We start from the raw sequence: 23,124 nt of genomic DNA on the forward strand, positions 1-23,124 counted from the left end.
GTGACCGCATCGGGACCGCTCCGAAGCCGTGCGCACGGAACCCGCGGCGGCGGGTTCGACGTCGAAGCGGCGACATCAGCCGATCCCCGGGGGGTACTGACGATGCGCTCGACCCAAACGCCCGACACCGGACGCCGTACGGCGGCGGCGCTGGCCGCGCTGTCACTGGCCGGGGTCCTCACGCTCACCGGCTGCGGGGCCGCCGGCTCCGGCGGGTCCGCGGACAAGGCGGCCGTGGCCCCGGCGGCCCGGAACGAGGGCGCGCCGGGCGCCGGCGCGGCGGCCGGACAGGCCCCGGCGGCGGGTCCGGCGGGGACGGACGCCAAGGGCGCCGCGCAGCCGCCGGCGGCGGTCCGTCCGAACGTGATCCGTACGGGGACCCTCTCGATCGAGACGGCCGAACCGCAGAAGGTCCTCACCGCGGCCCGTACGGCGGCCGACGGCGCGGGCGGGTACGTGGGCAACGAGTCCACCCAGCGCGCCGCGGACGGCCGGCTCACCTCCACGCTGACCCTGAGGGTGCCGGGCGAACGCTTCGACGCGGTGATCGGCGCCCTGGAGGGCAGCGGAAAGCTGCTGGGCCGGAAGGTCGAGGCGCAGGACGTGACCCAGAAGGTCGCCGACGTCGACAGCCGGGTGGCGTCGCAGCGGGCCAGCGTCGCCCGGGTGCGGGAGATGATGGACAAGGCCTCGGCGCTCAGTGACGTGGTCATGCTGGAGAGCGAGCTGAGCCGGCGCCAGTCGGACCTGGAGTCGCTGATCGCGCAGCAGACCGCCCTGAAGGACCAGACCTCCCTGGGGACGATCACGGTGTCGGTCTCGGAGCCGGCCGAGGTGGAGCCGAAGGCGCGGGAGAAGGAGGCCCCCTCGTTCGGAGACGCCCTGAGCGGCGGCTGGTCGGTGTTCGTCACGGTGGTGCGGTACCTGGCGCTGGCCGTCGCCGTGGTCCTGCCGTTCGCGGTGACGGCCGCCTTGGCCCTGTTCGGGTTCCGCCTGTACCGCCGGCTGCGCCCCGCCGCGACGAAGCCGGGCCGCGTCCCGGCTCAGGTGCCCCGCCGGCCGGTGTCCGCGGGGGCCGACGCACCCGCCTCCGACGCGGCCCCGGCCGATCCCGAGGGCTGAGCGCGCCCGCGCCCGTAGCGTGGACCCCGGGCCGACGACGGCCGCGGGACGAGACGGGACGGGACGGGACGGACGATGGCGAAGGAACGACTGGTGGTGGTCGGCGGTGACGCGGCGGGGATGTCCGCCGCGTCACAGGCCCGGCGGCTGAAGGGCCCGGCGGAGCTGGAGATCACCGCCTTCGAGCGGGGGCACTTCACCTCGTACTCGGCGTGCGGGATCCCGTACTGGATCGGCGGGCAGGTGGCCGGACGGGACGAGCTGATCGCCCGTACGCCCGAGGAGCACCGGGCCCGGGACATCGACCTGCGCACCCGGACGGAGGTCGTGGAGCTGGACCTGCCCGGCCGGCGGGTGCGTGCCCGGGACCTGGAGAGCGGCGCGGAGTCCTGGACGGCCTACGACAAGCTGGTCCTGGCGACCGGTGCCCGCCCGGTGCGCCCCCGCCTGCCGGGGATCGGCGCGCACGGGGTGCACGGGGTGCAGACCCTGGACGACGGCCGGCGCCTGATGGACGACCTGGAGCGCTCCCCGGGCCGCCGGGCGGTGGTGGTCGGCGCGGGGTACATCGGCGTGGAGATGGCGGAGGCCCTGGTACGCCGGGGCTACGCGGTCACCGTGCTGCACCGGGGCGAGCAGCCGATGGCCACCCTGGACCCGGACATGGGCGGGCTCGTGCACGGTGCGATGAACCGGATGGGGATCGTCACGGTCTCCCGCGCCGAGGTGACGAAGATCCTCACCGACGAGGAGGGCCGGGCCGTCGCGGTGGCCACGGCGGCCGGCGACGAGTACCCCGCGGACGTGGTGGTCCTCGGCATCGGCGTGGAGCCCCGCACCGCCCTCGCCCGCGCGGCGGGCCTCCCCGTGGGCACCTCGGGCGGTCTGCTGACCGACCTGTCGATGCGGGTGCGCGGCCACGAGGAGGTCTGGGCGGGCGGGGACTGCGTGGAGGTGCTGGACCTGGTCGCGGGCCGTACCCGGCACATCCCGCTGGGCACGCACGCCAACAAGCACGGCCAGGTGATCGGCTCGAACGTGGGCGGCGGCTACGCGACCTTCCCCGGGGTGGTCGGCACGGCCGTCAGCAAGGTCTGCGACCTGGAGATCGCCCGTACGGGGCTGCGCGAGCGCGACGCCCTGGAGGCGGGCCTGCGCTTCGTGACGGTCACCATCGCCTCCACGAACACGGCCGGCTACTACCCGGGGGCGGAGCCGATGACGGTCAAGATGCTCGCGGAGCGCCGCACGGGCCGGCTCCTCGGCGTCCAGATCGTCGGCGGTGCGGGCGCCGCGAAGCGCGTGGACGTGGCGGCGGTCGCCCTCACGGCGGGGATGACGGTGGACCAGGTCGTCTCCCTGGACCTGGGCTACGCCCCGCCGTTCTCCCCGGTCTGGGACCCGGTGCTGGTGGCCGCCCGCAAGGCGGTCTCGGCGGTCCGGGCGGCGGGGGTCTGAGGCGGGGCGGCGGCGCGACCTTCCCGGCGGCCAGCCGCTCACGCAGTCCGGCGAGGTCGGTGGCCTCGTACGGGCCGACGGTGATCCGGCCGTCCGCGCAGACGAAGACGTGATCCGGGTAGTGCTCGCCGTCGAACTCGTGGCGGCGCCAGACGAGGCGCCAGACCCCGTTGACGGTTTCCCCGTCGGACATGCGAAACGTCGGCCCGTGCCATGTCATGCCCCGGCACAGTACCGACGTCTCGGTGTACGGAAGCGGGTCAGCGCCGGGTCTTGGTGTGGACGTACTCCACCAGGCGGGTCAGCGCGTCGGGGTCCGTCGTCGGCAGGACGCCGTGGCCCAGGTTGAAGACGTGGCCCTCCAGGCCCGCCGCGGCGGCCAGGACCTCGTCGGTCTTGGCCTCGACGGCCTCGGTGGTGGAGAAGAGGACGGCGGGGTCCAGGTTGCCCTGGAGCGCCTTGCCGGGGCCGACGCGGCGGACGGCCTCGTCCAGCGAGACCCGGTAGTCGACGCCCATGACGTCCGCGCCGGCCTCGCCCATGAGGCCGAGGAGCTCGCCCGTGCCCACGCCGAAGTGGATGCGCGGGACCCCGTAGGAGGCGACGGACGCGAGGACCTTCGCCGAGGCCGGCATCACCGAGCGGCGGTAGTCCGCCGGGGCGAGGGCGCCGACCCAGGAGTCGAAGAGCTGGACCGCGGAGGCGCCGGCCTCGATCTGGACCTTGAGGAAGGCCGAGGTGATCTCGGCGAGGCGGTCCAGCAGGTCGGCCCACAGCTCCGGGTCCCCGTACATGAGGGCCTTGGTGTGCTCGTGGTTCTTGGACGGACCGCCCTCGACGAGGTAGCTCGCGAGGGTGAAAGGCGCGCCCGCGAAGCCGATCAACGGCGTGCCGCCGAGTTCACCCGTGAGCATGCCGATCGCCTCGGTGACGTACGGGACGTCCTCCGGGGTGAGGTCGCGCAGCTGTGCGAGGTCCTCGCGGCGGCGGATCGGGCGGGCGACGACCGGGCCGACGCCCGGCTTGATGTCCAGGTCGACACCGATGGCCTTCAGCGGGACCACGATGTCGGAGAAGAAGATCGCCGCGTCGACGCCGTGCCGGCGCACGGGCTGCAGGGTGATCTCGGTGACCAGGTCGGGGCGCATGCAGGACTCCAGCATGGCCGTGCCCTCGCGCACCTTGCGGTACTCGGGGAGTGAGCGGCCCGCCTGCCGCATGAACCACACGGGGGTGTGGGGGACCGGCTCCCGCCGGCACGCCTTCAGGAAGGCGGAATCGTACGTCTGACTCAGCTGGCCCGTGGGGCGGGTATTGGCGCTCACGCGGCAAATCTTCGCACGTATGAAGAAGTGCCCGGCCCGGCACGGGTGTCCCTGCGCCGCCGGGGCTCCCGTTCCGCCTAGTCTTCCCGGCATGGCTGCGGCTCAGGGACGATTTTCAGATGGCGCTGACGGTACGGACAGCGCGAAGGAGAGCTCGGTCCCGCTCCCTTTCCGCCGGGCGGTCGACGGCTTGAAGAAGGCACGGCTGCGGTCCGGGATCGAGATCGACCCCACGAAGCCGCCACAGAGACTGGCCCCCTACGCGTACGCGCTGGAGGCGGCGGTCGTGGAGGGGGAGGACGACCTGGCCGACGGCCGGCTGATCCTGCTCCACGATCCCGCCGGGCACGACGCCTGGCAGGGCACCTTCCGGCTGGTGACGCTGGTACGGGCGGAGCTGGAGCCGGAGATGGCCGCGGACCCGCTCCTGCCGGAGGTGTGCTGGTCCTGGCTGACGGGGGCGCTGGAGGCCCGCGGGCTGGCGTACGGGGAAGCGAGCGGCACCGTGACGATGGCGAGCTCGCACTACTTCGGCGGGCTGCGGGAGCGCCGTCCGGCGACCCAGATCGAGATCCGGGCCTCGTGGACCCCCCGCGAGGGCGTGGGCGGGGTGCCGGACACCCCCTCGCACCTGGCGGCCTGGTGCGAGCTGCTGTGCCAGATCGCGGGGCTGCCCCCGGTCGGGCCGACGGACACCGCCACGGGCGTGGTGTCCCTGCCGCAGCGGCGCGGTCCGCACCACCCCTAGGAAGCGGTCACCCCGCGGTCACCGGGCGCTCCCCGAGGGGTCGGCCGGGGCCGTCCGGCGGTGTCCGGGGATCCCGTACGGCGCTCCGGCACCCGGGTACGACCGATCGCGTGCGCAACGGGCTGTCGAAATGGTGCGCGGATTGCGGCCTTCTGATCATCCCTTGATCGATCGTGCGTCCGAATTGCCCGAATTGTTACTCACCAAATCGTGATCATTCCCTAAAGCCGGGCGGGTGACGTGCCGAAGGAGTCAGTGACCATCCGCACGGTTCGCACCGGCTTCCTTCCCCCAGCCGGCCGTCCCGCCACTCCCCCAGGAGGCCTAGGTGTCCGTTCTTCTTGAGCAGCCCGCAAGCCTGGTCGCCTACCGCCCGACCAAGCCGACGGCCATGGTCGTCGTCGCCGACCCGCGCGTCCGTTCCACCGTGACCCGCCATCTGTGGGCCCTCGGAGTCCGTGACGTGATCGAGGCGTCGTCCATCGCGGAGGCCCGCCCCCGCGTCGGCAGCCCGCGCGACATCTGCGTGGCCGACGTCCACCTGCCCGACGGTTCCGGTCTCACCCTGCTCTCCGAGACCCGTGCCGCCGGCTGGCCGAACGGCCTGGCGCTGTCCGCCGCCGACGACATCGGCGCCGTGCGCAACGCCCTCGCGGGCGGCGTGAAGGGCTACGTCGTCACCGGTACGCGGACCAACATCGGGCTCCCCACCCGGCCCGGCGCCGCCCCCATCGGTGCCGCCGCCGCCCGTATGCACCGCCGCCCCCCGGGTGCCCCGAGCCACCCGGGCGGCTACCGAGAGCTCTCCGGCCGTGAGGTCGAGGTCCTGCGCCTCGTCGCGGAGGGCCAGTCCAACAAGGCCATCGGCGTCTCGATGGGCCTGTCCGCCCTGACCGTCAAGTCCCACCTCGCCCGGATCGCCCGCAAGCTGGGCACCGGCGACCGGGCCGGCATGGTCGCCGTCGCACTGCGGACCGGGATCATCCACTGATCCTCCCCCGAGGCCCCCGGAGACCACTCCGGGAACCCCGGGAGCCGCCCGCCCGCTCCTCCTCGCGCCCGTCGACGGAACGTTCCGGCGACGGGCGCGTCACATCCACGGATACCCTTGACCGGTGACCGACGCCCAAGAGACCGCAGCAGGCCTGCGCACCACCACCGGGGGCGGCCCCCCGGACGAAGAGGTTTCGTCCGATGGGCTGCCTGTTCCGTTGCTAGAACCCCGCGAGGGGATCCCCCCGGTCGTGGCCGACGCGGACGGGCTGGCCCGGGTCGTCGCGGCCTTCGCCGCAGGCACCGGACCCGTGGCCGTCGACGCCGAACGCGCCTCCGGATACCGCTACGGGCAGCGCGCCTACCTGGTGCAGCTGCGCCGCGAAGGGGCCGGCTCCGCGCTGATCGACCCCGTCGGCTGCCCGGACCTCTCCTCCCTGGGAGAGGCGCTGTCCGGCACCGAGTGGATCCTGCACGCCGCCACCCAGGACCTGCCCTGCCTGCGCGAAATAGGCATGGCCCCCACCTCCCTCTTCGACACCGAGCTGGCCGGCCGGCTGGCCGGGTTCCCCCGGGTCGGCCTCGGGGCGATGGTCGAGAGCGTGCTGGGCTACGTACTGGAGAAGGGCCACTCGGCCGTCGACTGGTCCACCCGCCCCCTGCCCGAGCCGTGGCTGCGCTACGCCGCGCTCGACGTGGAACTGCTGGTGGACCTGCGGGACGCGCTGGAGAAGGAACTCGACCGGCAGGGCAAGCTGGAGTGGGCCCGCCAGGAGTTCGACGCGATCGCCTCCGCGCCGCCCGCCCCGCCGCGCAAGGACCCCTGGCGCCGCACCTCCGGCATGCACAAGGTGCGCCGGCGCCGGCAGATGGCCGTCGTCCGCGAGCTGTGGGAGTCCCGCGACCGGATCGCCCAGCGCCGGGACGTCTCCCCCGGCAAGGTGCTCGGCGACGCGGCGATCGTGGAGGCGGCCCTGGCCCTCCCCGCGAACGTCCACGCCCTGTCGGCGCTGCCCGGGTACGGACAGCGCATGGGCCGGCGCCAGCTGGACCAGTGGATGGCCGCCGTGGACCGGGCCAAGGCCCTGCCCGAGAACGAGCTGCCGCAGCCGGGGGCGACCCCGTCGGGCCCGCCGCCGCCGCGCTCCTGGGCGGACAAGGACCCGGCCGCCGCCGCGCGCCTGTCCGCCGCCCGCAGCGCCGTCTCTGCGCTGGCGGAGGGGCTGAACCTGCCCCAGGAGAACCTGATCACTCCGGACACCGTGCGCCGGCTGTGCTGGGAGCCCCCGCAGCGGCTGGAGCCCGGCACGGTCGCCGAGGCCCTCGCCGGCTACGGCGCCCGTCCCTGGCAGATCGAACAGGTGACGCCCGTGCTGGTCACGGCCCTCGCGGCAACGGCCTGACCCGGCCGACCGCCGGGCGTGGACGGGGCCCTCACTCCAGGGGAGTGAGGGCCCCGTCCACGTCCCGGTAGTAGCTCCCGGTCTCCGCGCCGTCGACCTTGCCCTGCTTGAGCCAGTGCTCGGACATCGTGTGCACGTCGTTCGCCACCCGCTCCCAGGGCGCCTGGTGCCCCGCGCAGGCGATCCGGAACATCAGCTTCTTCGGCTTCTTGATGGCCTTGTAGAGCTCGGGGACCGAGAAGTACAGCAGACCCAGGCTCGGATCGGTGTTCACGATCGAGTCGTGCTCCCCGTACACGAGGCACACCGGCACGCTTCCGCCGAGGACGTCGTGCAGCGGCACGGTGGTCTTGTTCCAGCCCCACCAGTACGAGTTCCGGATGCGGTTGAGCCCTTGCGGGGGTCCGGCGGGTCCTCCCCAGCCGGCGCCGACCGGGTCGACGGCCATGATGGCCTTCCACACCTCGTCGACCATCCCGGGCTCGCGCTGGTCGGGGCACTTCAGGTCGTTGCCCCACGACGCGTCGAGGCCGGCCTTCGTACCGACGGTCATCGGGAAGCCGAAGGCCGCCGCGGGGAGGGACACGGGCAGCGGCACCGGCGCGCCGAAGTCGGTCCCGGTCGCGCTCGCCCTGCCGTTCGGCGGGAAGATCGGCGCCAGCAGGAAGAGGCTGCGGACCTTGCCGGGGTGCTGGATGGCGTAGGGCCCGAACTGCTGGGCGGCCGCCGACCAGCCGATGAGGTCGACCTTGGAGGCGCCCGTCTCCGCGAGGATGAAGTCGACCACCCTGTCGACCTCGTCCCAGTCGCTCTGGGAGTTGTTGAGCTGGGAGGCGTAGGTCACCGGGCCCGTGTACGGGGTCGCGTTCGGGTGGGGCGAGAGGAGTGCCCGCTGCGCGGGTGCGGGGCTGACGTTCTTGTGGTCGTCCATCTTCGGGCGGGTCGACAGCCCGGAGCCCTGGAGCTCCATCACGAAGACGTCGAAGTCCTTCTTCGCCAGCTCCTCGGCCCAGCTGTACTTCTTGTACTGGAGATCGAAACCGGCCAGGGCCGGGACGCTCCTTCCGTGGAGCATCAGGACGGGCCTGGACGGACCGCCGCCGTGCGTGCCGTTGCGCCTGCGCACGAAGAGCTTGACGAGTTCGCCGGCGTTCGCCGGGATCGTGGACTTGTGTTCGACGTAGTAGTCCGTGAGGACAGGTGCGCCCATTGCGGGGGGTCCGTTCCGTCGGCCGGGTCCGGGGCGGGCGCCCGGGACCGGGTCAGAATCCGCAAAGGCGTGCGACCGGGGCCGCCGACGCGGCCGTGGGGCCGGATGTCCGACCCGTTCGGGTAGCCCGGGGCGCTCCGATCGGCCGGGCGTGCGACGGGGGCGCGAGGGGGCTCGCGGCGTGCGGGCCGGTGTGACCTTCGCCGCTGTTCGGGGAGGGGGTGTGCACATGGGTTACCCGCAAGTAGCATGGGCCGGGTGAGCGGGCGCTCAGCCACATCGGCCGGGCCGCCCCCGCGCAGCAGTGCACACCCGCACCTGGAGGAGAGCCAACGTGCCTCGTACCGTCAGGGACGTCGTCTTCGTCGACGGCGTCCGCACCCCGTTCGGCAAGGCGGGCCCGAAGGGCATCTACCACGAGACCCGCGCCGACGACCTCGTCGTGAAGGCGATCCGGGAGCTGCTGCGCCGCAACCCGGACCTGGACCCCAAGAAGATCGACGAGGTCGCCATCGCCGCGACCACGCAGATCGGCGACCAGGGCCTGACGCTGGGCCGTACCGCCGGCATCCTCGCGGGCCTCCCGCAGTCGGTCCCGGGCTACTCCATCGACCGCATGTGCGCCGGCGCGCTGACCGCCGTGACCGCCGTCGCGGGCGGTGTGGCCTTCGGTGCCTACGACGTCGCCCTCGCCGGCGGTGTCGAGCACATGGGCCGCCACCCCATGGGCGAGGGCGTCGACCCGAACCCGCGCTTCGTCTCCGAGAAGCTGGTCGACGAGTCCGCCCTGTTCATGGGCATGACCGCCGAGAACCTGCACGACCGGTACCCGACGATCACCAAGCTCCGCGCCGACGAGTACGCCGTGCGCTCGCAGGAGAAGGCCGCCAAGGCGTACGCCGACGGCAAGATCCAGCAGGACCTGGTCCCGATCTCGGTGCGCAACACCAACGAGGCGGCCGGTGAGACGGGCTGGGGCCTGGTCACCACCGACGAGCCGATGCGCCCGGGCACCACGCTGGAGAACCTGGCCGGCCTGAAGACCCCGTTCCGTACGCACGGCCGGGTCACCGCGGGCAACGCCGCCGGTCTCAACGACGGTGCCACCGCCGCGATCATCGCGTCCGAGGACTTCGCCCGGGAGAACAACCTCCCGGTCAAGATGCGCCTGGTCTCGTACTCCTTCGCGGGTGTCGAGCCGGAGGTCATGGGCTACGGCCCGATCCCGGCCACCGAGAAGGCCCTCGCCCAGGCCGGCCTGTCCATCGAGGACATAGGCCTGTTCGAGATCAACGAGGCGTTCGCGGTGCAGGTGCTCGCCTTCCTGGAGCACTACGGCATCGCCGACGACGACGCCCGCGTGAACCAGTACGGCGGCGCCATCGCCTTCGGTCACCCGCTCGCCTCCTCCGGCGTGCGTCTGATGACGCAGCTGGCCCGCCAGTTCGAGGAGCAGCCGCACGTCCGCTACGGCCTGACCACCATGTGCGTCGGCTTCGGCATGGGCGCCACGGTCATCTGGGAGAACCCGAACTTCAACGCCGAGGGAGACTCCAAGTGAGCACCACCGCTGAGCTCCTGAAGGGCGCGGCCGAGCTGTTCCCGGACGAGGTCGTCACGTCCGCGCACGTCCGTCACCTGGACCTGCCGTTCGGCGCCGGGCGCTTCGCGCTCGTCACGCTGGACAACGGCTTCGACCACACCAAGCCGACCACCTTCGGCCCGCAGTCCCTCGCCAACCTGAACGCGGCGATCGACCAGGTCGAGCAGGAGGCCGCCGCCGGCACCATCGTCGGCGCGGGCATCACCGGCAAGCCGTTCATCTTCGCGGTAGGCGCCGACCTCAAGGGCGTCGAGCTGCTGAAGAAGCACGACGAGGCGCTCGCCATCGGCAAGGGCGGCCACGACGTCTTCAAGCGCCTCGCGGCGCTGGCCGTCCCCACCTTCGCGTACTACAACGGCGCGGCGATGGGCGGCGGTGTCGAGGTCGGTCTGCACTGCACCTACCGCACCGTCTCCAAGGCCATCCCGGCCTTCTCGCTGCCCGAGGTCTTCCTCGGCCTGGTCCCGGGCTGGGGCGGCTGCGCCCTCCTCCCGAACCTGATCGGCGCGGAGCGCGCGGTCTCGGTGATCATCGAGAACTCGCTCAACCAGAACCGACAGCTCAAGGGCAAGCAGGTCTTCGAGCTCGGCATCGCCGACGCCCTCTTCGAGGGTGCGGACTTCCTGGAGCAGTCCCTGATCTGGACCGCGAAGGTCCTGAAGGGCGAGACCGAGGTCGTCCGCACGGAGATCGACCGCGGCGAGGGCTGGGACGCGGCCGTCGCCAAGGGCCGCGCCATCGCGGACTCCAAGGTGCACGGCGCCGCTCCGGCCGCCTACCGCGCGCTGGACATCATCGCCGCGGCCAAGTCCGGCGACCTCCAGGCCGGCTTCGACGCCGAGGACACGGCCCTGGCCGACCTCATCATGGGCGGCGAGCTGCGCTCGGGCATCTACGCCTTCAACCTGGTCCAGAAGCGCGCCAAGCGCCCGGCCGGTGCCCCGGACAAGTCCCTGGCCCGTCCGGTCACCAAGGTCGGCGTCGTCGGCGCGGGCCTGATGGCCTCGCAGCTGGCGCTGCTGTTCCTGCGCCGCCTGGAGGTGCCGGTGGTCCTCACCGACATCGACCAGGAGCGCGTGGACAAGGGCGTGGGCTACGTCCACGCCGAGATCCAGAAGCTGCTCGGCAAGGGCCGCATCAACCAGGACAAGGCCAACCGCCTGACCGCCCTGGTCACCGGTGTGCTCGACAAGGCCGAGGGCTTCGCGGACGCGGACTTCATCATCGAGGCCGTGTTCGAGGAGATGTCCGTCAAGCAGAAGGTGTTCGCGGAGGTCGAGGCGGTCGCCCCGGCGCACGCGATCCTCGCCACCAACACCTCCTCGCTGTCGGTGTCGGAGATGGCCTCCAAGCTCCGGCACCCGGAGCGCGTGGTCGGCTTCCACTTCTTCAACCCGGTCGCGATCCTCCCGCTGCTGGAGATCGTCCGCGGTGAGCAGACCGACGACGCCTCGCTGGCCACGGCCTTCGGTGTCGCCAAGAAGCTGAAGAAGACCGCGGTGCTCACCAAGGACGCCCCGGCGTTCGTCGTGAACCGCATCCTGACCCGCTTCATGGGCGAGATCCAGAACGTCATCGACGAGGGCACCCCGGTCGTCACGGCGGAGAAGGCCATCGAGCCGCTCGGCCTGCCGATGTCCCCGCTGGTGCTGCTGGAGCTCGTCGGCCCGGCCATCGGTCTGCACGTCTCCGAGACCCTGAACCGCGCCTTCCCGGAGCGCTTCACCGTCTCCCCGAACCTGGCGGCCGTGGTCAAGGCCGGCAAGCGCGGCTTCTACGTCTACAACGCGGAGAACGGCTTCAAGCCGGAGCTCGACCCCGAGGTCGCCGCGCTCCTGGTCCAGGGCGACTCCGTCCTGACCGAGGAGCAGGTCCGCGACCGCGTCCTGGACGCGGTCGCCCAGGAGATCGGCCTGATGCTGGAGGAGGGTGTCGTGGCCGAGGCCCAGGACATCGACCTCTGCCTCATCACGGGTGCCGGCTGGCCCTTCCACCTGGGCGGCATCACGCCGTACCTGGACCGTGAGGGCGTCTCGGAGCGGGTGAACGGCAAGAAGTTCCTCGCCCCGGGTGTCGCCAGCGTCCCGGCGTAACCCACGGCGCTCCGCGCAACGGCCCGTCCGCACCCGGTGCGGACGGGCCGTTCGCGTGCCCGGGGCCGTTCCCGGTGTCCCGGGAGCGGCCCCGGGGCCGTCAGCGGCGGCCGAGGCGGCCGCTCTTGACCAGCCGCTGGGCCGCGGGCGACGCGGGGTTGATGCTCAGTGCCCGCTGTCCCGCCCGGCGGCGCAGGTCGTCGCCGGGCTTGCCGAGCTTCGCGGCGGTCTCCGCGATCCTCAGCCAGACCAGCGCGCGCCCGCTCTCCTCGGAGATCTCGAAGGCCCGCTCGATCCGCCGCCTGGCCTGGTCGGTCTCCTTGCGGCGGATGTGGGCCTGGGCCATGCCGATGAGCAGGTCGAGGTTCTCGTGCTCGGCGAGCAGCCGCGCGCCCACCTCCAGGACGCCCCGGTCGTCCTTGGCCTCCACGAGGGAGGCGAACCCGCTGAGCGTGATGTCGGTGAAGGGCACGTCGTCCGGCTCGGTGCGCTCGCCGGTGGCGCGCAGGGTCCAGCCCTTGCCCCGGCGCCACTTCCAGGTGCGCGGGCCGGGCAGCTCCAGCCGGGTCCGGGTGCGCTCGTTGAAGTGCATGGAGAGCTCGGGGCGGCCCTCCCACTGGTCGACGGCGGCCGCGACGTACGCCTCGGCGACCGGGCGCAGGAAGGCGTACCGCTTGGGCTGCATGCAGTAGCCGACGGCCTGGACGTACGGGGTGACCTCGGTGCGGATGTGCTCGACGTCCAGCACCCGGTCGGCCGCGGCGCCGGTGGGCGCGTCCAGGTCGGGGAGCAGGGCGTGGGTGAGGGTGGCGGGGATGCGGTTGCTGTTGGCGTAGGGGCGCATCCGCCGGATCACCTCCAGGGCGCCGATCTGGGCGACGGGGATCCCGTACAGGGCCCGTGCGGTGAACAGGCCGGTGGAGAAGCAGCCGATGACCTGACGGGGGCGCAGGTACTCGAAGACCGTCTCGGCGAGCACCGGTACGTCCAGGACCAGGAAGGGCACGCCCGACTCGCGGGCCGCCTCGCCGAGGGTGTCGGCGAGGCTGGAGGGGGCGCTGGGGTGCGGTTTGAAGACGATGGCGCCGTGGCCGAGGGCCAGGGCGTGCCGGAACATGCGCAGGTGCAGCTCCTCCTCTTCCTCCTCGGTGAGGATGCCGAGCGGGGAGAGGTACTGGCCGAGCAGGAGCGCGGTGTCCGGGCCGAGCCGCGCCAGCGCGGGCGGGATCACCCGGTCGAGGATCGGCGCGCACTCGCGGGTGACCTCGGCGATCAGCTTGAGGACGGCGCCGGTGTGCACGGGCTGCGAGGGGATCCCGTACTCGGTGAGGAGCATGGGCAGCAGGGTGGGGACGAGGTCCAGGTAGAGGACCTGCGCGATCCGGCCGTGGAGGGAGCGGGGCAGGTCGTTGCGGGTCGGGCCGTAGCTCATGACCCCGTCGGCGTAGACGGCGAGGGTGGCGTCCGAGAAGATCTTGCAGAGGGTCTGGGCGGGTTTGACCTGGATGGACTCGACGACGAGTTCCAGGGGGCCCGGCCGGATGCCGATCTTCTCCGCCATGACCGTGCGCCACAGCGGGGCGTCCTCGTCCCGGGGGGACCACAGGGCGGGGTGGAAGGGGTAGATGAGGTCGTTCCAGTAGACGACCCGGTGGAAGCGCGCGAGCACGGCGGCGGCGCCGGGCATCCGGTGCAGCGGGGTGGCGACCTCGGGGATGTCGACGTTGTTGCACACGAGCAGGATGCGCTCGCGGTCGTCCTGGCCGAGCTGGCCCGCTTCGATGGCGGCGGCCACCGTCATGGCGCCGTAGAGGGTGGAGGCGGCGAATATCCGGGTCATCGGGCGGCGGCGCCCTGGTGCCGGGACATCAGTGCCCTGAGCTTGTTCACGCGTGCGGCGTCCATTCCTGACAGCGTCCCCTCCAGGACGTCCTGGGGGAGGTCCCGGAGGGTCTGCGCGCTGCGTTCCGGCAGCAGGCCCCGGATGAGTTCGTCGTACGACTCGGCGCGGTCCATGTGAATCACGATGAGTGCGCAGAGAGTTCGCATGGCCTTGAACGACAGTTCATATCCGCGTGGGTGCCGGTCGAGCTCATCGAAAATCAGCCGGAAGGCGGGAAGGAAGTCGAGCTGCCGTTCGTCCGGCACCTTGGTGAGTGAAGTGGACACATCACGGCGGTAGAAGATGCCGTGGAGGTCGACGACTCCGAAGGAGCGGGTCCGCAGGTGCAGCTTGTAGAACCACGGGCGGTCCTCGGCGGTGCGCAGGCTCTCGTCGAAGAACAGCGCGTCGGCTTCCAGGAGGCGCTCGCGGTCGTAGATGCCGGCCCAGGACTGCGGGTAGTCCATGAAGGTCGAGGCGTCCACCGGGCCGATGTAATCCACGGGATTCAGCGGAAGGGCCCGCGGGGCGAGCGGCGCCATGACTATCTTGCGCTTCCTGCCGTAGACCCGGACATGGCCGGTGCGCAGGAAATCGACGCCCGACTCGCTCATCCAGCCGACGAGTTGTGCGAGATATCCGGGGGCGTACCAGTCGTCCCCGTCGAGGAAGGTGAAGAAACGGCCGCGCGCTGCCGAGAGGCCGATGTTCCGGGTGGCCGAGATTCCCAGGTTGTACGGGTTGCGGATCAGTACGGCGCCGGGGATCCGCGGCACCATTTCCCGGAGTATCTCTGAAGTCCCGTCAACGGAACCGTCGTCCACGACGATGAACTCGAAATCCTCCCTGGCATTCAGCGCCAAGGACTTGAGTGCCGTCCGACAGTAGTCCCGCACGTCACACATGGCAACGATTACCGAAAGGGTCACCATCGAAAGTACTCACCTCATTCCCATTTCGTCCACACACCCCCCGGGAGGCGACCGGGACCGGCACCCCGCACGCCCCCTCCAGCCTACGATCAAGTAACGCGCCGCCATCATGACAGAACCACTCGAAGCCCCCGTACAATCACCCCGGTGTGACGTACAACTCCCCCGCCCGTCGAGGCCTTTCCGTGACACGTAAGGATCGGATCAGCATGTAAGGTCTAACGGGCCGCGCGGCAAACCCGCCGGCAAGCGCCCAGCCGCGGTCGTGTCGACGGCAGTTGGACACCACCCACCGACCCGGGAATCACCAGTGCGCATCCACGTGCTCGCAGACTCCGACACCCGCTGGAAATGGGGTGCGGGGCTGGCGGTGGGCCTGGCTCCCGGCAGTGAGGTGCACGCCCACATGCTGCGCGGCAGGAGCACTCCGACGGCGCGACAGCTGGCCGAGGTGGGCATCACCCCCGCCTCCATCACCGAGTCCACGCTGCCCGAGTTCGCGGCGGCCCCCGAACTGGACGCGGCGGACCTCGTCATCCTGGGCACGGTCGGCGGCTCGACCCATGCCGCCCTGCACGCGCTGGCCGCCCGGTTCCGCGGCGCCGTCCGCCGGCCGGTCCTCATGACCGGATACGTCGGCGTCGTCTACGAGAAAATGGCCGACGGTCTGCTGCTGCGCGCCGGCGCCGATATCGTCCTCGCCAACAGCCCTTTCGACCGACGGCGGTTCAGCGAGGTCTACGAACCCCTCGGAATTCCGGGCTCCTGCATCGTCCAGACCGCCCTCCCCTTCCTCGACCAAAGGCCCTACGACCCGAACCGGACGCACGCCCGGCACCCTTATACGGTGTGCTTCGCCGTGCAGCCCTCGGTGCCCGCCGACCGCAACGGCCGCCTCTACATGCTGCGCCGGGCGATATCCCACGCGCGGCTCCGCCCGGGACGCGACGTCCTCGTGAAACTCCGCAGCAAGCCGGGCGAGGCGACCACCCACGTCGAAGCGCACCACTACCAGGTCCTCGCGGACCAGCTGGAAGAACCGCTGCCCCGCAATCTGCATTTCGTCTACGGCAACATGTCGGAAACCCTGGACCGTACCGACCTGTTGGTGACGGTCAGTTCCACGGCCGCCCTCGAATCGATGCACCGCGGAATGCCCACCGCGATCCTGAGCGATCTGGGAGTGCGGGAAATACACGGGAACCACTATTTCGTCGGTTCCGGCTGCGTCACCGACTGGTCCGCCATAGACGAGGGCGCGGCCCCGCTCGCGCACGAGTCCTGGACCGCCGACCAGGGAATCCGCGCCGTGGACCCGTTCGGCGAACTGCGGACGCGGATCGGGGAATTGCTGGACCGTCCGCTGCCCCCGATATCCCCCTATTACACGGCCGACAGCGCCCCCGAGTACGTCGGCGCGCTGCTGCGCCGCCGGGGCCTGAACCCGGACGGCTCCCCCGGAGCGGGCGCCACGGCGCGCTCCAGTGGGCCGATGCGGCGCACCTCGCGCCGCGTCCTGAAGGTCGCCTACCAGTTCGGCGTCCAGCGCGTGGCGCCGAAGATCCAGCAGTGGGGCGGCGTGTGACCGCCCCGCGCACCGAACCCGCCTCCGGAGAGAACCCTGTGAACGTCACCGCCGTCATACCCGCCCGGGGCGGCTCCAAGGGCATCCCCGGCAAGAACGTCGCCGAGGTCGGCGGGGTCCCCCTCGTCGCCCGCGCCGTGCGCGCCTGCCTGGGCGCGGTCCACGTGACCCGGGTCGCGGTGTCCACCGACGACGCGGCGATCGCCGCCGCGGCCCGGGCGGCCGGCGCGGAGGTGGTCGAGCGCCCCGCCGAGCTGGGCTCCGACGAGGCCTCCAGCGAATCGGCGCTGCTGCACGCGCTGGACCGGCTGGAGGAACGGCACGGGGAACCCGTGGACGTCCTGGTCTTCGTCCAGTGCACCAGCCCCTTCGTCACCGCGCAGGAGGTGGACGCGGCGGTCCACGCGGTGGTGCGCGACGGCGCCGACTCCGCGTTCACCGCCGTGCCCTTCCACGGCTTCCTGTGGACCGCCGAGCCCGGCACCGGACCCGGCCACCGCGCGCACGGCGTCAACCACGACAGCGCCGTACGCCAGCGCCGCCAGGACCGTACGCCCGAATACCTGGAGTCGGGGGCCGTCTACGCGATGCGCGCCGACGGCTTCCGCCGCCACGGCCACCGCTTCTTCGGCCGGACCCAGCTCGTCCCCACCGCACCGGAGCGGGCCATCGAGATCGACGAGCCCGGCGACCTCGACCGGGCCCGCGCCCTCGCGCCCCTCCTGGACCCGCAGCAGACCCCGGCGGCCCCGTCGTCGCCGGCCCCCTCGCAGTACCTCGGAAAGGAACTCTGAACAGTGGTGCACAGCAACCGGATCCGCCGGATCGGGAACAAGGAGGTCGGCACGGGCCGGCCCACCTATGTGATCGGCGAGATCGGGATCAACCACAACGGTGAGCTCGCCAACGCCCTGGCGCTCATCGACGCGGCCGCCGACGCGGGCTGTGACGCGGTGAAGTTCCAGAAGCGCACGCCCGAGATATGCACCCCGCGCGACCAGTGGGACATCGAGCGCGACACCCCCTGGGGCCGGATGACGTACATCGACTACCGCCACCGCGTCGAGTTCGGCGAGGACGAGTACCGCGCCGTCGACGAGCACTGCCGCGAGCGCGGCATCGCCTGGTTCGCCTCCCCCTGGGACACCGAGGCCGTCACCTTCCTGGAGAAGTTCGACGTCCCCGCCCACAAGGTGGCCTCCGCCTCGCTGACGGACGACGAACTGCTGCTCGCCCTGCGCGCCACCGGCAAGACGGTCATCCTGTCCACCGGCATGTCCACCCCGCAGCAGATCCGGCACGCCGTCGAGGTGCTCGGCAGCGAGAACATCGTGCTGCTGCACGCCACCTCCACCTACCCGGCGAAGGCCGAGGAGCTGAACCTGCGGGTCATCAACAGCCTGGAGGCGGCCTACCCGAACGTGCCCGTCGGCTACTCCGGCCACGAGACCGGCCTGCAGACCACGGTGGCCGCAGTCGCCATGGGTGCCTGCGCCGTCGAGCGGCACATCACCCTCGACCGCGCCATGTGGGGCTCCGACCAGGCCGCCTCCGTCGAACCCGGCGGCCTCGCCCGCCTCGTACGCGACATCCGCACCATCGAGACCGCCCTCGGCGACGGCGTCAAGAAGGTCTACGCGTCCGAGCTCGGCCCCATGAAGAAGCTCCGCCGCGTCCAGCACACCCTCCCCGCCGAGGGCGTGACGACCACGGCATGAGCGACACCCTCGCCCTGGTGGAGAGCCCGGCTCAACTACTGAACGTCCTGGAGTGGGCCCACGTCCACCCGGGCGAGGCAGCGTCCCTCACCGTCGCCGTCCTCCAGCCGACGGACCCGCGCTCGCGCGCGCAGGTCCGCCGGCTGTGCCGGTTCGCCTCCCAGGCCAAGGTGGCCTGGCGGCGCTACGAGGTCCGCGCGGGCTACCTGGGGCGGGCGGGTGAACTGATGCGCCTGGGCCGGGCGGTGGCCGCGGCCGAACGGCTGGTCATCGGGGACCTGTTCTCCCGCACCATCCAGCTCCTGCTGCCCCGCTCCAAGGCCCGCGAGGTCGTCGTGGTGGACGACGGCACCGCCACCACCGAACTGGTCAGCCTGCTGACGTACGGGCAGCAGCTGACCCGGTGGCACCAGGGCGACCTCAAGCCCTCCGCCGCCAAGGGCGGCCCCGTCAACCGCTGGCTGGCCCGGGAGGGACTGGAGCGCGCCGTCTTCTTCACCTGCATGCCCGTGACCGCTCCCCCGGGCACCGAGGTGCGGCCCAACGACTACGCCTGGAGCCGGGAGACCTTCGGGCCCGTCCGGGTGCGCCCCGGGGCCGACCTGGCGGGCAGCTCCCTCGTGGAGACCGGGGTCGTCGACCAGGACCGGTACATCGACGCCATCGGCTGGATCGCCCGCTCCCGCGCGGCGGGCCGCTATCTGGCGCACCGCCGGGAGAGCCCGCAGAAGCTGGAGCGGATCGCCGTGGCCACGGGCCTGGAGATCGTCCACCCCGAACTGCCCCTGGAACTGACCGCGCTGACCGAGCCCATCGGGCAGTCCGTGCTGACCTTCGCGTCCACCGTTGCGTACACCCTCCCGATCGTGCTGGGCAGTTCGCCGGTGCGGGTGGAGCTGTGCGAGATAGACGATGCCTGGATCACCCCCGACACGGCGGAGCGCTCGGTGGACTTCCTGCGGCGGATCTCCGCCCTGGCGGTGGACCGGCACGGCCTGGCCCGGATCCCGCCGCAGCCGAACGGCCGGGCGAGGACGCTCTCCTAGGCCCGGTCGTCAAAGGGTCAGAACCGCTGCCAGCGGCCCAGGGACAGCGAGGAGCCGTCCTTCTGGCGGTTGACGAGCAGTTCGCCGCGGGCGCTGATCGAGGCGATGACGACCAGGCCGTACGCGTCGACGGCGAGGGCCGGGGACTCCAGGCACTCCTCGCCGATCTCGGTCCACCACAGTCCGGCGGCCTCGTGCTCGGTGGGGTACGCCGCGAGGGCGGTGCGGCCGCCTGCGGTGCGGTGGGCCAGCACCGTGCAGTCGTAGCCGTCGACCACCGCGCGGGCGGCGGCGACGGCGCCATAGCCCGGTCCGCCGCCGAGGGCCAGCACCCCGGCGCCCTCGCGGTAGCCGAACACCCCGCTGCCGTCGGCCGCGTGCCAGAAGTGGGTGACCCGGCCCGGGGAGGTCTCCAGGACGCAGAGCGAGCCGTCCTGGGCCAGGCAGGGGACGTCCTCCCCCTTGACCAGCGGGCCGCCGGGCGCGCTCTGGGCCCACAGCGAGATGCCCTTCTCACCCGGGGCGGCGAACCGGACCCGGCCCTCGGCGGTGGAGGCGGCGCAGGCCCCCTCGAAGGTCTTGCTGCCGCGCAGGTCGTCCCACGCGCCCCAGCCGCCCTTCTTGTCCTGGCGCCGTACGTGGACCCCGCGCCCGGCGTTGCGCACGAACACGTGCGGTGCGCCCTGGGCGTCGACCGCGAGGGCCGGCGGCCCGCCGCGGTGGGACATGTCGGGCTTGCGGTAGAGGGTGCCCAGCGATTCCCAGGGGCCCATCGGACGGCCGCTCTGGTACTGCACCGCGTGGTGGTAGGTGACGGTGTCCACCTCCCCGGTCCGGCGCCTGCGCCGGCCGACGAAGTGGGCGTACCCGTCGGGGCCCTGGCCCACGGCGAGGTCGGTCAGCTCCTCGGCGGGGAAGAGGTCGGGGCCGCTCCAGCCGGGGCCGCCGGGGGCGCGCTCGGTCCAGCGCAGCAGTCCGCCCTCGGTGCGCGCGTAGGCGGTGAGCCGTCCGTCCTTGCCGGCCAGGAGCCAGCGGCCGCGTACGGGGCCCAGCGCCACGGTGTTCCAGTCGCGCGCGGGGGCCGGTGCGGGAGGTCCGGCGGGGCGGCGGGTGGATGTGGGCGAATTGCGCCTGGATCGCGTTGCCATGAACCGCCAGCAACCCTTCCCCTTCACCATTCGAACGGAATCAGGATACCCCGGGGGTCTTCTGGCGCGATCCTGCGCTTATGTTGTTGCCCGCGAGATTCCCCGCATCCCGTTCGGAAGGCCGGTCCCGGGCATGACCTCAGACACCACCGCCACGACGACCCCGACCGAGGGCGACGCGTCCGGCGGGCGCGCCCCGCGCCCGGCCCGTTCGCGCGCCGGCCGGATCCGGCGCGGGCTGGCCTGGACGGCGGCCGTCGTGGTCCTCGGCGCGGCGGGTGGGGGATGGTGGCTCTACAGCCACCTCAACGGCAACATCGCCAGCGTCGACCTGGACAAGGCGATCGGCACCGACAACCGGCCGGCGAAGGTCGTCGAGAACGCGCAGAACGTCCTGGTCCTCGGCTCCGATTCGCGTGCCGGGGCCAACGGGGCGCTGGACCACGGCGACGTCAGCGGGGCCCGCTCGGACACCGCGATGCTGGTGCACATACCCGAGGGCCGGGCCAGGGCCACCGCGGTGAGCATCCCGCGCGACACCCTCATCTCCCGGCCCGAGTGTAAGGACAAGGACGGAAGAAACGTTCCGGCAGCGAACCGCGTGATGTTCAACTCCGTCTACTCGGTGGCCGGTCCGGCCTGCGTGGTCAAGACGGTGGAGCAGCTGTCCGGGATCCGCGTGGACCACTTCGTCGAGGTGGACTTCGCCGGGTTCAAAGGCCTGGTGGACGCGCTCGGCGGGGTCACCGTCACCCTGGACCGGCCGATGAGCGGCGCGAAGGGCGGTCTGAAGCTGGACGCGGGCACGCACCGCCTCAACGGCACGGACTCGCTGAAGTTCGTCCGTACCCGCTACGGGTACGGCGACGGCAGCGACCTCGGACGCATAGGCCTCCAGCAGCAGTTCATGCTCGCGATGCTGTCCGAGATCAAGAAGCAGGACGCCCTCGGCAACCCGGCCCGGCTCTACAAGCTCGCCGACGCCGGCACCAAGTCGCTGACCACCGACTCCGATCTGGCCTCCCTCACCGCGCTGTCCGACTTCGCGCGGAGCATGAAGGGCGTGGACCCGTCCACCATGGAGACCATCATGCTGCCGGTCGCCTACGACAAGGTGGACCCCAACCGGGTCGTCATCGCGCAGGAACAGGCCTCCCAGCTGTGGGAGGCCCTGCGCACCGACCAGAAGATCCCCGCCTCGGCGAAGGACTCCCCCGCCAAGGGCGGCTCGGGCAAGGCCCCGAAGGAACCGAAGGCCTCGCCCTCGCCGTCCGCCGGCTAGGTCCGTCTCCCTAACGGTGCTCGACCCGTACGTCCTCACCCCGGCCCAGCCGGCTGTGGCCGCGGCCGTAGAGGAAGTAGACGGCGATGCCGATCACCATCCAGACGCCGAAGCGGATCCAGGTCTCGGCCGGCAGGTTGAGCATCAGCCAGAGCGAGGCCGCGATCGACACGATCGGGATCACCGGCACCCAGGGGGTGCGGAAGGCCCGGTGCAGGTCGGGGCGGGTCTTGCGCAGGATGATCACGCCGAGGGCGACGAGCACGAAGGCGAACAGGGTGCCGATGTTCACCAGTTCCGCGAGCTTCTCCAGGCTGGTGAAGCCCGCGACGATGGCGATGATCCCGCCGAGCAGGATGGTCGCCCGGTAGGGGGTGCGGTACTTGGGGTGGGTGACGGAGAAGACGCGCGGCAGCAGTCCGTCACGGCTCATCGCGAAGAACACGCGGGTCTGCCCGAGCAGCAGGATCATGCACACGGTGATCAGACCGACCGCCGCCCCGAGGCTGATGGCACCGGAGAAGAAGGGCTGGTTCACCGACTTGAAGGCTTCGGCCAGTGGCGCCGTCGCCGACATCTCCGAGTACTTCTGCATACCGGTGACCACCAGCGTCACCGCCACGTAGAGCACGGTGCAGACCAGCAGCGAGCCGAGGATGCCGCGGGGCATGTCCCGCTGGGGGTTCTTGGTCTCTTCGGCGGCCGTGGCCACGACGTCGAAGCCGATGAAGGCGAAGAAGATGAGGGAGGCCGCCGTGAAGATGCCCATGACGCCGAAGTTGGTGGGCGCGTAGCCGAAGAGCAGCTGGACCAGTGGCGTGTGCAGGCCGCTGCCCGCCTCCTGCGGCTGGGCCGGAGGGATGAACGGCGAGTAGTTGTCGGCCTTGATGAAGAACAGGCCCGCGACGATGACCAGCAGGACCACGAAGACCTTGATGGCGACCACGACCGCGGTGATCCGCGCCGAGAGCTTCGTCCCGACGACCAGGATCGCGGTCAGCACCAGGACCAGCAGGAAGGCCAGCAGGTCGAAACTTCCTCCGGCGTCGGGCCCGGCGAGTGCCTTGGGCAGGTCCCAGCCGAGGTTGGTGTGCATGAGGTGGCGCACGTACCCGGACCAGCCGACCGCCACGACGGCGGTGCCTAGCGCGAACTCCAGCACCAGGTCCCAGCCGATGATCCAGGCGGGCAGCTCACCGATCGAGGCGTAGGAGAAGGTGTACGCCGAACCGGCCACCGGCACGGTGGAGGCGAACTCGGCGTAGCAGAGCGCTGCGAGAGCGCAGACGATGCCCGCTGCGACGAAGGCGAGGGCAGTGGCGGGTCCGGCATTGTTGCGTGCTGCGATGCCCGTGAGCACGAAGATGCCGGTGCCGATGATGACGCCCACACCGAAGACCGTCAGGTCCCAGGCGGAGAGCGACTTGCGGAGCGCGTGTTCCGGCTCCTCCGTGTCGCGGATGGACTGCTCCACCGTCTTGGTGCGGAAGACGCTGTTCAGATCCTTGCTCACCGACGCACCTCCGAAAGGTGACGACGCACGAACGGGCCGGGAGGCCCACCCCTTCAAGGGTGA

The 23,124-nt window shown here is 71.7% G+C and carries 18 protein-coding genes and 1 pseudogene; 12 read left to right on the forward strand and 7 right to left on the reverse strand.

Features of this window, described 5'->3' with window-relative positions; translation table 11 throughout:
• Nucleotides 1-102 precede the first annotated feature (102 nt).
• A complete protein-coding gene (locus SLAV_RS09750) occupies nt 103-1,122 on the forward strand; it encodes a DUF4349 domain-containing protein (RefSeq protein ID WP_063760331.1) in 1,020 nt (339 codons plus the stop codon).
• Between the two features lie 75 nt (nt 1,123-1,197).
• Complete coding sequence (locus tag SLAV_RS09755; protein ID WP_030234758.1) at nt 1,198-2,580, forward strand: FAD-dependent oxidoreductase; 1,383 nt, start codon at nt 1,198-1,200, stop codon at nt 2,578-2,580.
• A 22-nt stretch (nt 2,581-2,602) separates the two neighbouring features.
• Here SLAV_RS09755 and SLAV_RS43635 read toward each other — a convergent pair.
• Together SLAV_RS43635 and hemE are read right to left on the reverse strand one after the other, a co-directional pair.
• A pseudogene (locus SLAV_RS43635) lies at nt 2,603-2,800 on the reverse strand (DUF7638 domain-containing protein); the annotation flags it as partial.
• A gap of 40 nt (nt 2,801-2,840) precedes the next feature.
• Nucleotides 2,841-3,905: a uroporphyrinogen decarboxylase gene (hemE, locus tag SLAV_RS09760; RefSeq protein WP_030234760.1), complete on the reverse strand. Its 1,065-nt coding sequence runs from the start codon at nt 3,903-3,905 to the stop codon at nt 2,841-2,843.
• 91 nt (nt 3,906-3,996) lie between these two features.
• Between hemE and SLAV_RS09765 the strand changes: the two genes are divergently transcribed.
• From SLAV_RS09765 to SLAV_RS09775, 3 genes are all read left to right on the forward strand, one after another.
• Entirely contained in the window at nt 3,997-4,653 is a 657-nt protein-coding gene (locus tag SLAV_RS09765; RefSeq protein WP_030234762.1) for a DUF3000 domain-containing protein, read from the forward strand.
• 328 nt (nt 4,654-4,981) lie between these two features.
• Complete coding sequence (locus SLAV_RS09770) at nt 4,982-5,644, forward strand: helix-turn-helix transcriptional regulator (protein ID WP_030234764.1); 663 nt, start codon at nt 4,982-4,984, stop codon at nt 5,642-5,644.
• A gap of 124 nt (nt 5,645-5,768) precedes the next feature.
• Nucleotides 5,769-7,049 carry an HRDC domain-containing protein gene (locus SLAV_RS09775; RefSeq protein WP_030234765.1) on the forward strand — a complete coding sequence of 427 codons (1,281 nt, stop codon included), beginning with the start codon at nt 5,769-5,771 and terminating at the stop codon, nt 7,047-7,049.
• Nucleotides 7,050-7,080: 31 nt separating this feature from the next.
• Here the strand turns inward: SLAV_RS09775 and SLAV_RS09780 are convergent, their stop codons facing one another.
• Nucleotides 7,081-8,259 carry an alpha/beta fold hydrolase gene (locus SLAV_RS09780; RefSeq protein WP_030234768.1) on the reverse strand — a complete coding sequence of 393 codons (1,179 nt, stop codon included), beginning with the start codon at nt 8,257-8,259 and terminating at the stop codon, nt 7,081-7,083.
• Nucleotides 8,260-8,593: 334 nt separating this feature from the next.
• Here SLAV_RS09780 and SLAV_RS09785 point away from each other — a divergent pair, with 334 nt between their 5' ends.
• Nucleotides 8,594-9,820, forward strand: a complete 1,227-nt coding sequence (locus SLAV_RS09785) for a thiolase family protein (RefSeq protein WP_030234769.1) — start codon at nt 8,594-8,596, stop codon at nt 9,818-9,820.
• Nucleotides 9,817-11,955: a 3-hydroxyacyl-CoA dehydrogenase NAD-binding domain-containing protein gene (locus SLAV_RS09790; RefSeq protein WP_030234771.1), complete on the forward strand. Its 2,139-nt coding sequence runs from the start codon at nt 9,817-9,819 to the stop codon at nt 11,953-11,955. Before SLAV_RS09785 ends, SLAV_RS09790 begins: the two co-directional genes overlap by 4 nt.
• A gap of 100 nt (nt 11,956-12,055) precedes the next feature.
• Here SLAV_RS09790 and SLAV_RS09795 read toward each other — a convergent pair whose 3' ends face one another.
• A complete protein-coding gene (locus SLAV_RS09795; RefSeq protein ID WP_051841185.1) occupies nt 12,056-13,795 on the reverse strand; it encodes a polysialyltransferase family glycosyltransferase in 1,740 nt (579 codons plus the stop codon).
• Nucleotides 13,792-14,769 carry a glycosyltransferase family 2 protein gene (locus SLAV_RS09800; protein ID WP_030234775.1) on the reverse strand — a complete coding sequence of 326 codons (978 nt, stop codon included), beginning with the start codon at nt 14,767-14,769 and terminating at the stop codon, nt 13,792-13,794. Before SLAV_RS09800 ends, SLAV_RS09795 begins: the two co-directional genes overlap by 4 nt.
• Before the next feature lie 310 nt (nt 14,770-15,079).
• On the opposite strand from SLAV_RS09800, the gene SLAV_RS09805 reads away from it, so the two are divergent.
• Genes SLAV_RS09805 through SLAV_RS09820 form a run of 4 tightly spaced genes read left to right on the forward strand, consistent with a single transcriptional unit; the run spans nt 15,080 to nt 19,118 of the window.
• Nucleotides 15,080-16,354, forward strand: a complete 1,275-nt coding sequence (locus tag SLAV_RS09805; RefSeq protein WP_030234777.1) for a DUF6716 putative glycosyltransferase — start codon at nt 15,080-15,082, stop codon at nt 16,352-16,354.
• Nucleotides 16,355-16,392: 38 nt separating this feature from the next.
• Nucleotides 16,393-17,148: an acylneuraminate cytidylyltransferase family protein gene (locus SLAV_RS09810; protein WP_051841187.1), complete on the forward strand. Its 756-nt coding sequence runs from the start codon at nt 16,393-16,395 to the stop codon at nt 17,146-17,148.
• Nucleotides 17,149-17,154: 6 nt separating this feature from the next.
• The gene (locus SLAV_RS09815; protein WP_051841190.1) at nt 17,155-18,072 is read left to right on the forward strand and encodes an N-acetylneuraminate synthase family protein; all 918 of its coding nucleotides are present in this window, start codon (nt 17,155-17,157) and stop codon (nt 18,070-18,072) included.
• A complete protein-coding gene (locus SLAV_RS09820; RefSeq protein WP_037687862.1) occupies nt 18,069-19,118 on the forward strand; it encodes a hypothetical protein in 1,050 nt (349 codons plus the stop codon). The genes SLAV_RS09815 and SLAV_RS09820 overlap by 4 nt, the downstream gene beginning before the upstream one ends.
• A 17-nt stretch (nt 19,119-19,135) precedes the next feature.
• On the opposite strand, the gene SLAV_RS09825 is transcribed toward SLAV_RS09820, so the two are convergent.
• Nucleotides 19,136-20,266: a PLL family lectin gene (locus SLAV_RS09825; RefSeq protein ID WP_030234783.1), complete on the reverse strand. Its 1,131-nt coding sequence runs from the start codon at nt 20,264-20,266 to the stop codon at nt 19,136-19,138.
• Between the two features lie 133 nt (nt 20,267-20,399).
• Here SLAV_RS09825 and SLAV_RS09830 point away from each other — a divergent pair, with 133 nt between their 5' ends.
• On the forward strand, nt 20,400-21,548 hold the full coding sequence (locus SLAV_RS09830) for an LCP family protein (protein WP_030234785.1): 1,149 nt from the start codon (nt 20,400-20,402) through the stop codon (nt 21,546-21,548).
• Nucleotides 21,549-21,558: 10 nt separating this feature from the next.
• Here SLAV_RS09830 and SLAV_RS09835 read toward each other — a convergent pair whose 3' ends face one another.
• Nucleotides 21,559-23,061, reverse strand: coding sequence for an amino acid permease (locus SLAV_RS09835; protein WP_030234787.1), 1,503 nt, complete (start codon nt 23,059-23,061; stop codon nt 21,559-21,561).
• Nucleotides 23,062-23,124 lie beyond the last annotated feature (63 nt).

This window comes from Streptomyces lavendulae subsp. lavendulae (assembly GCF_002803845.1).
GTDB lineage: Bacteria > Actinomycetota > Actinomycetes > Streptomycetales > Streptomycetaceae > Streptomyces > Streptomyces lavendulae.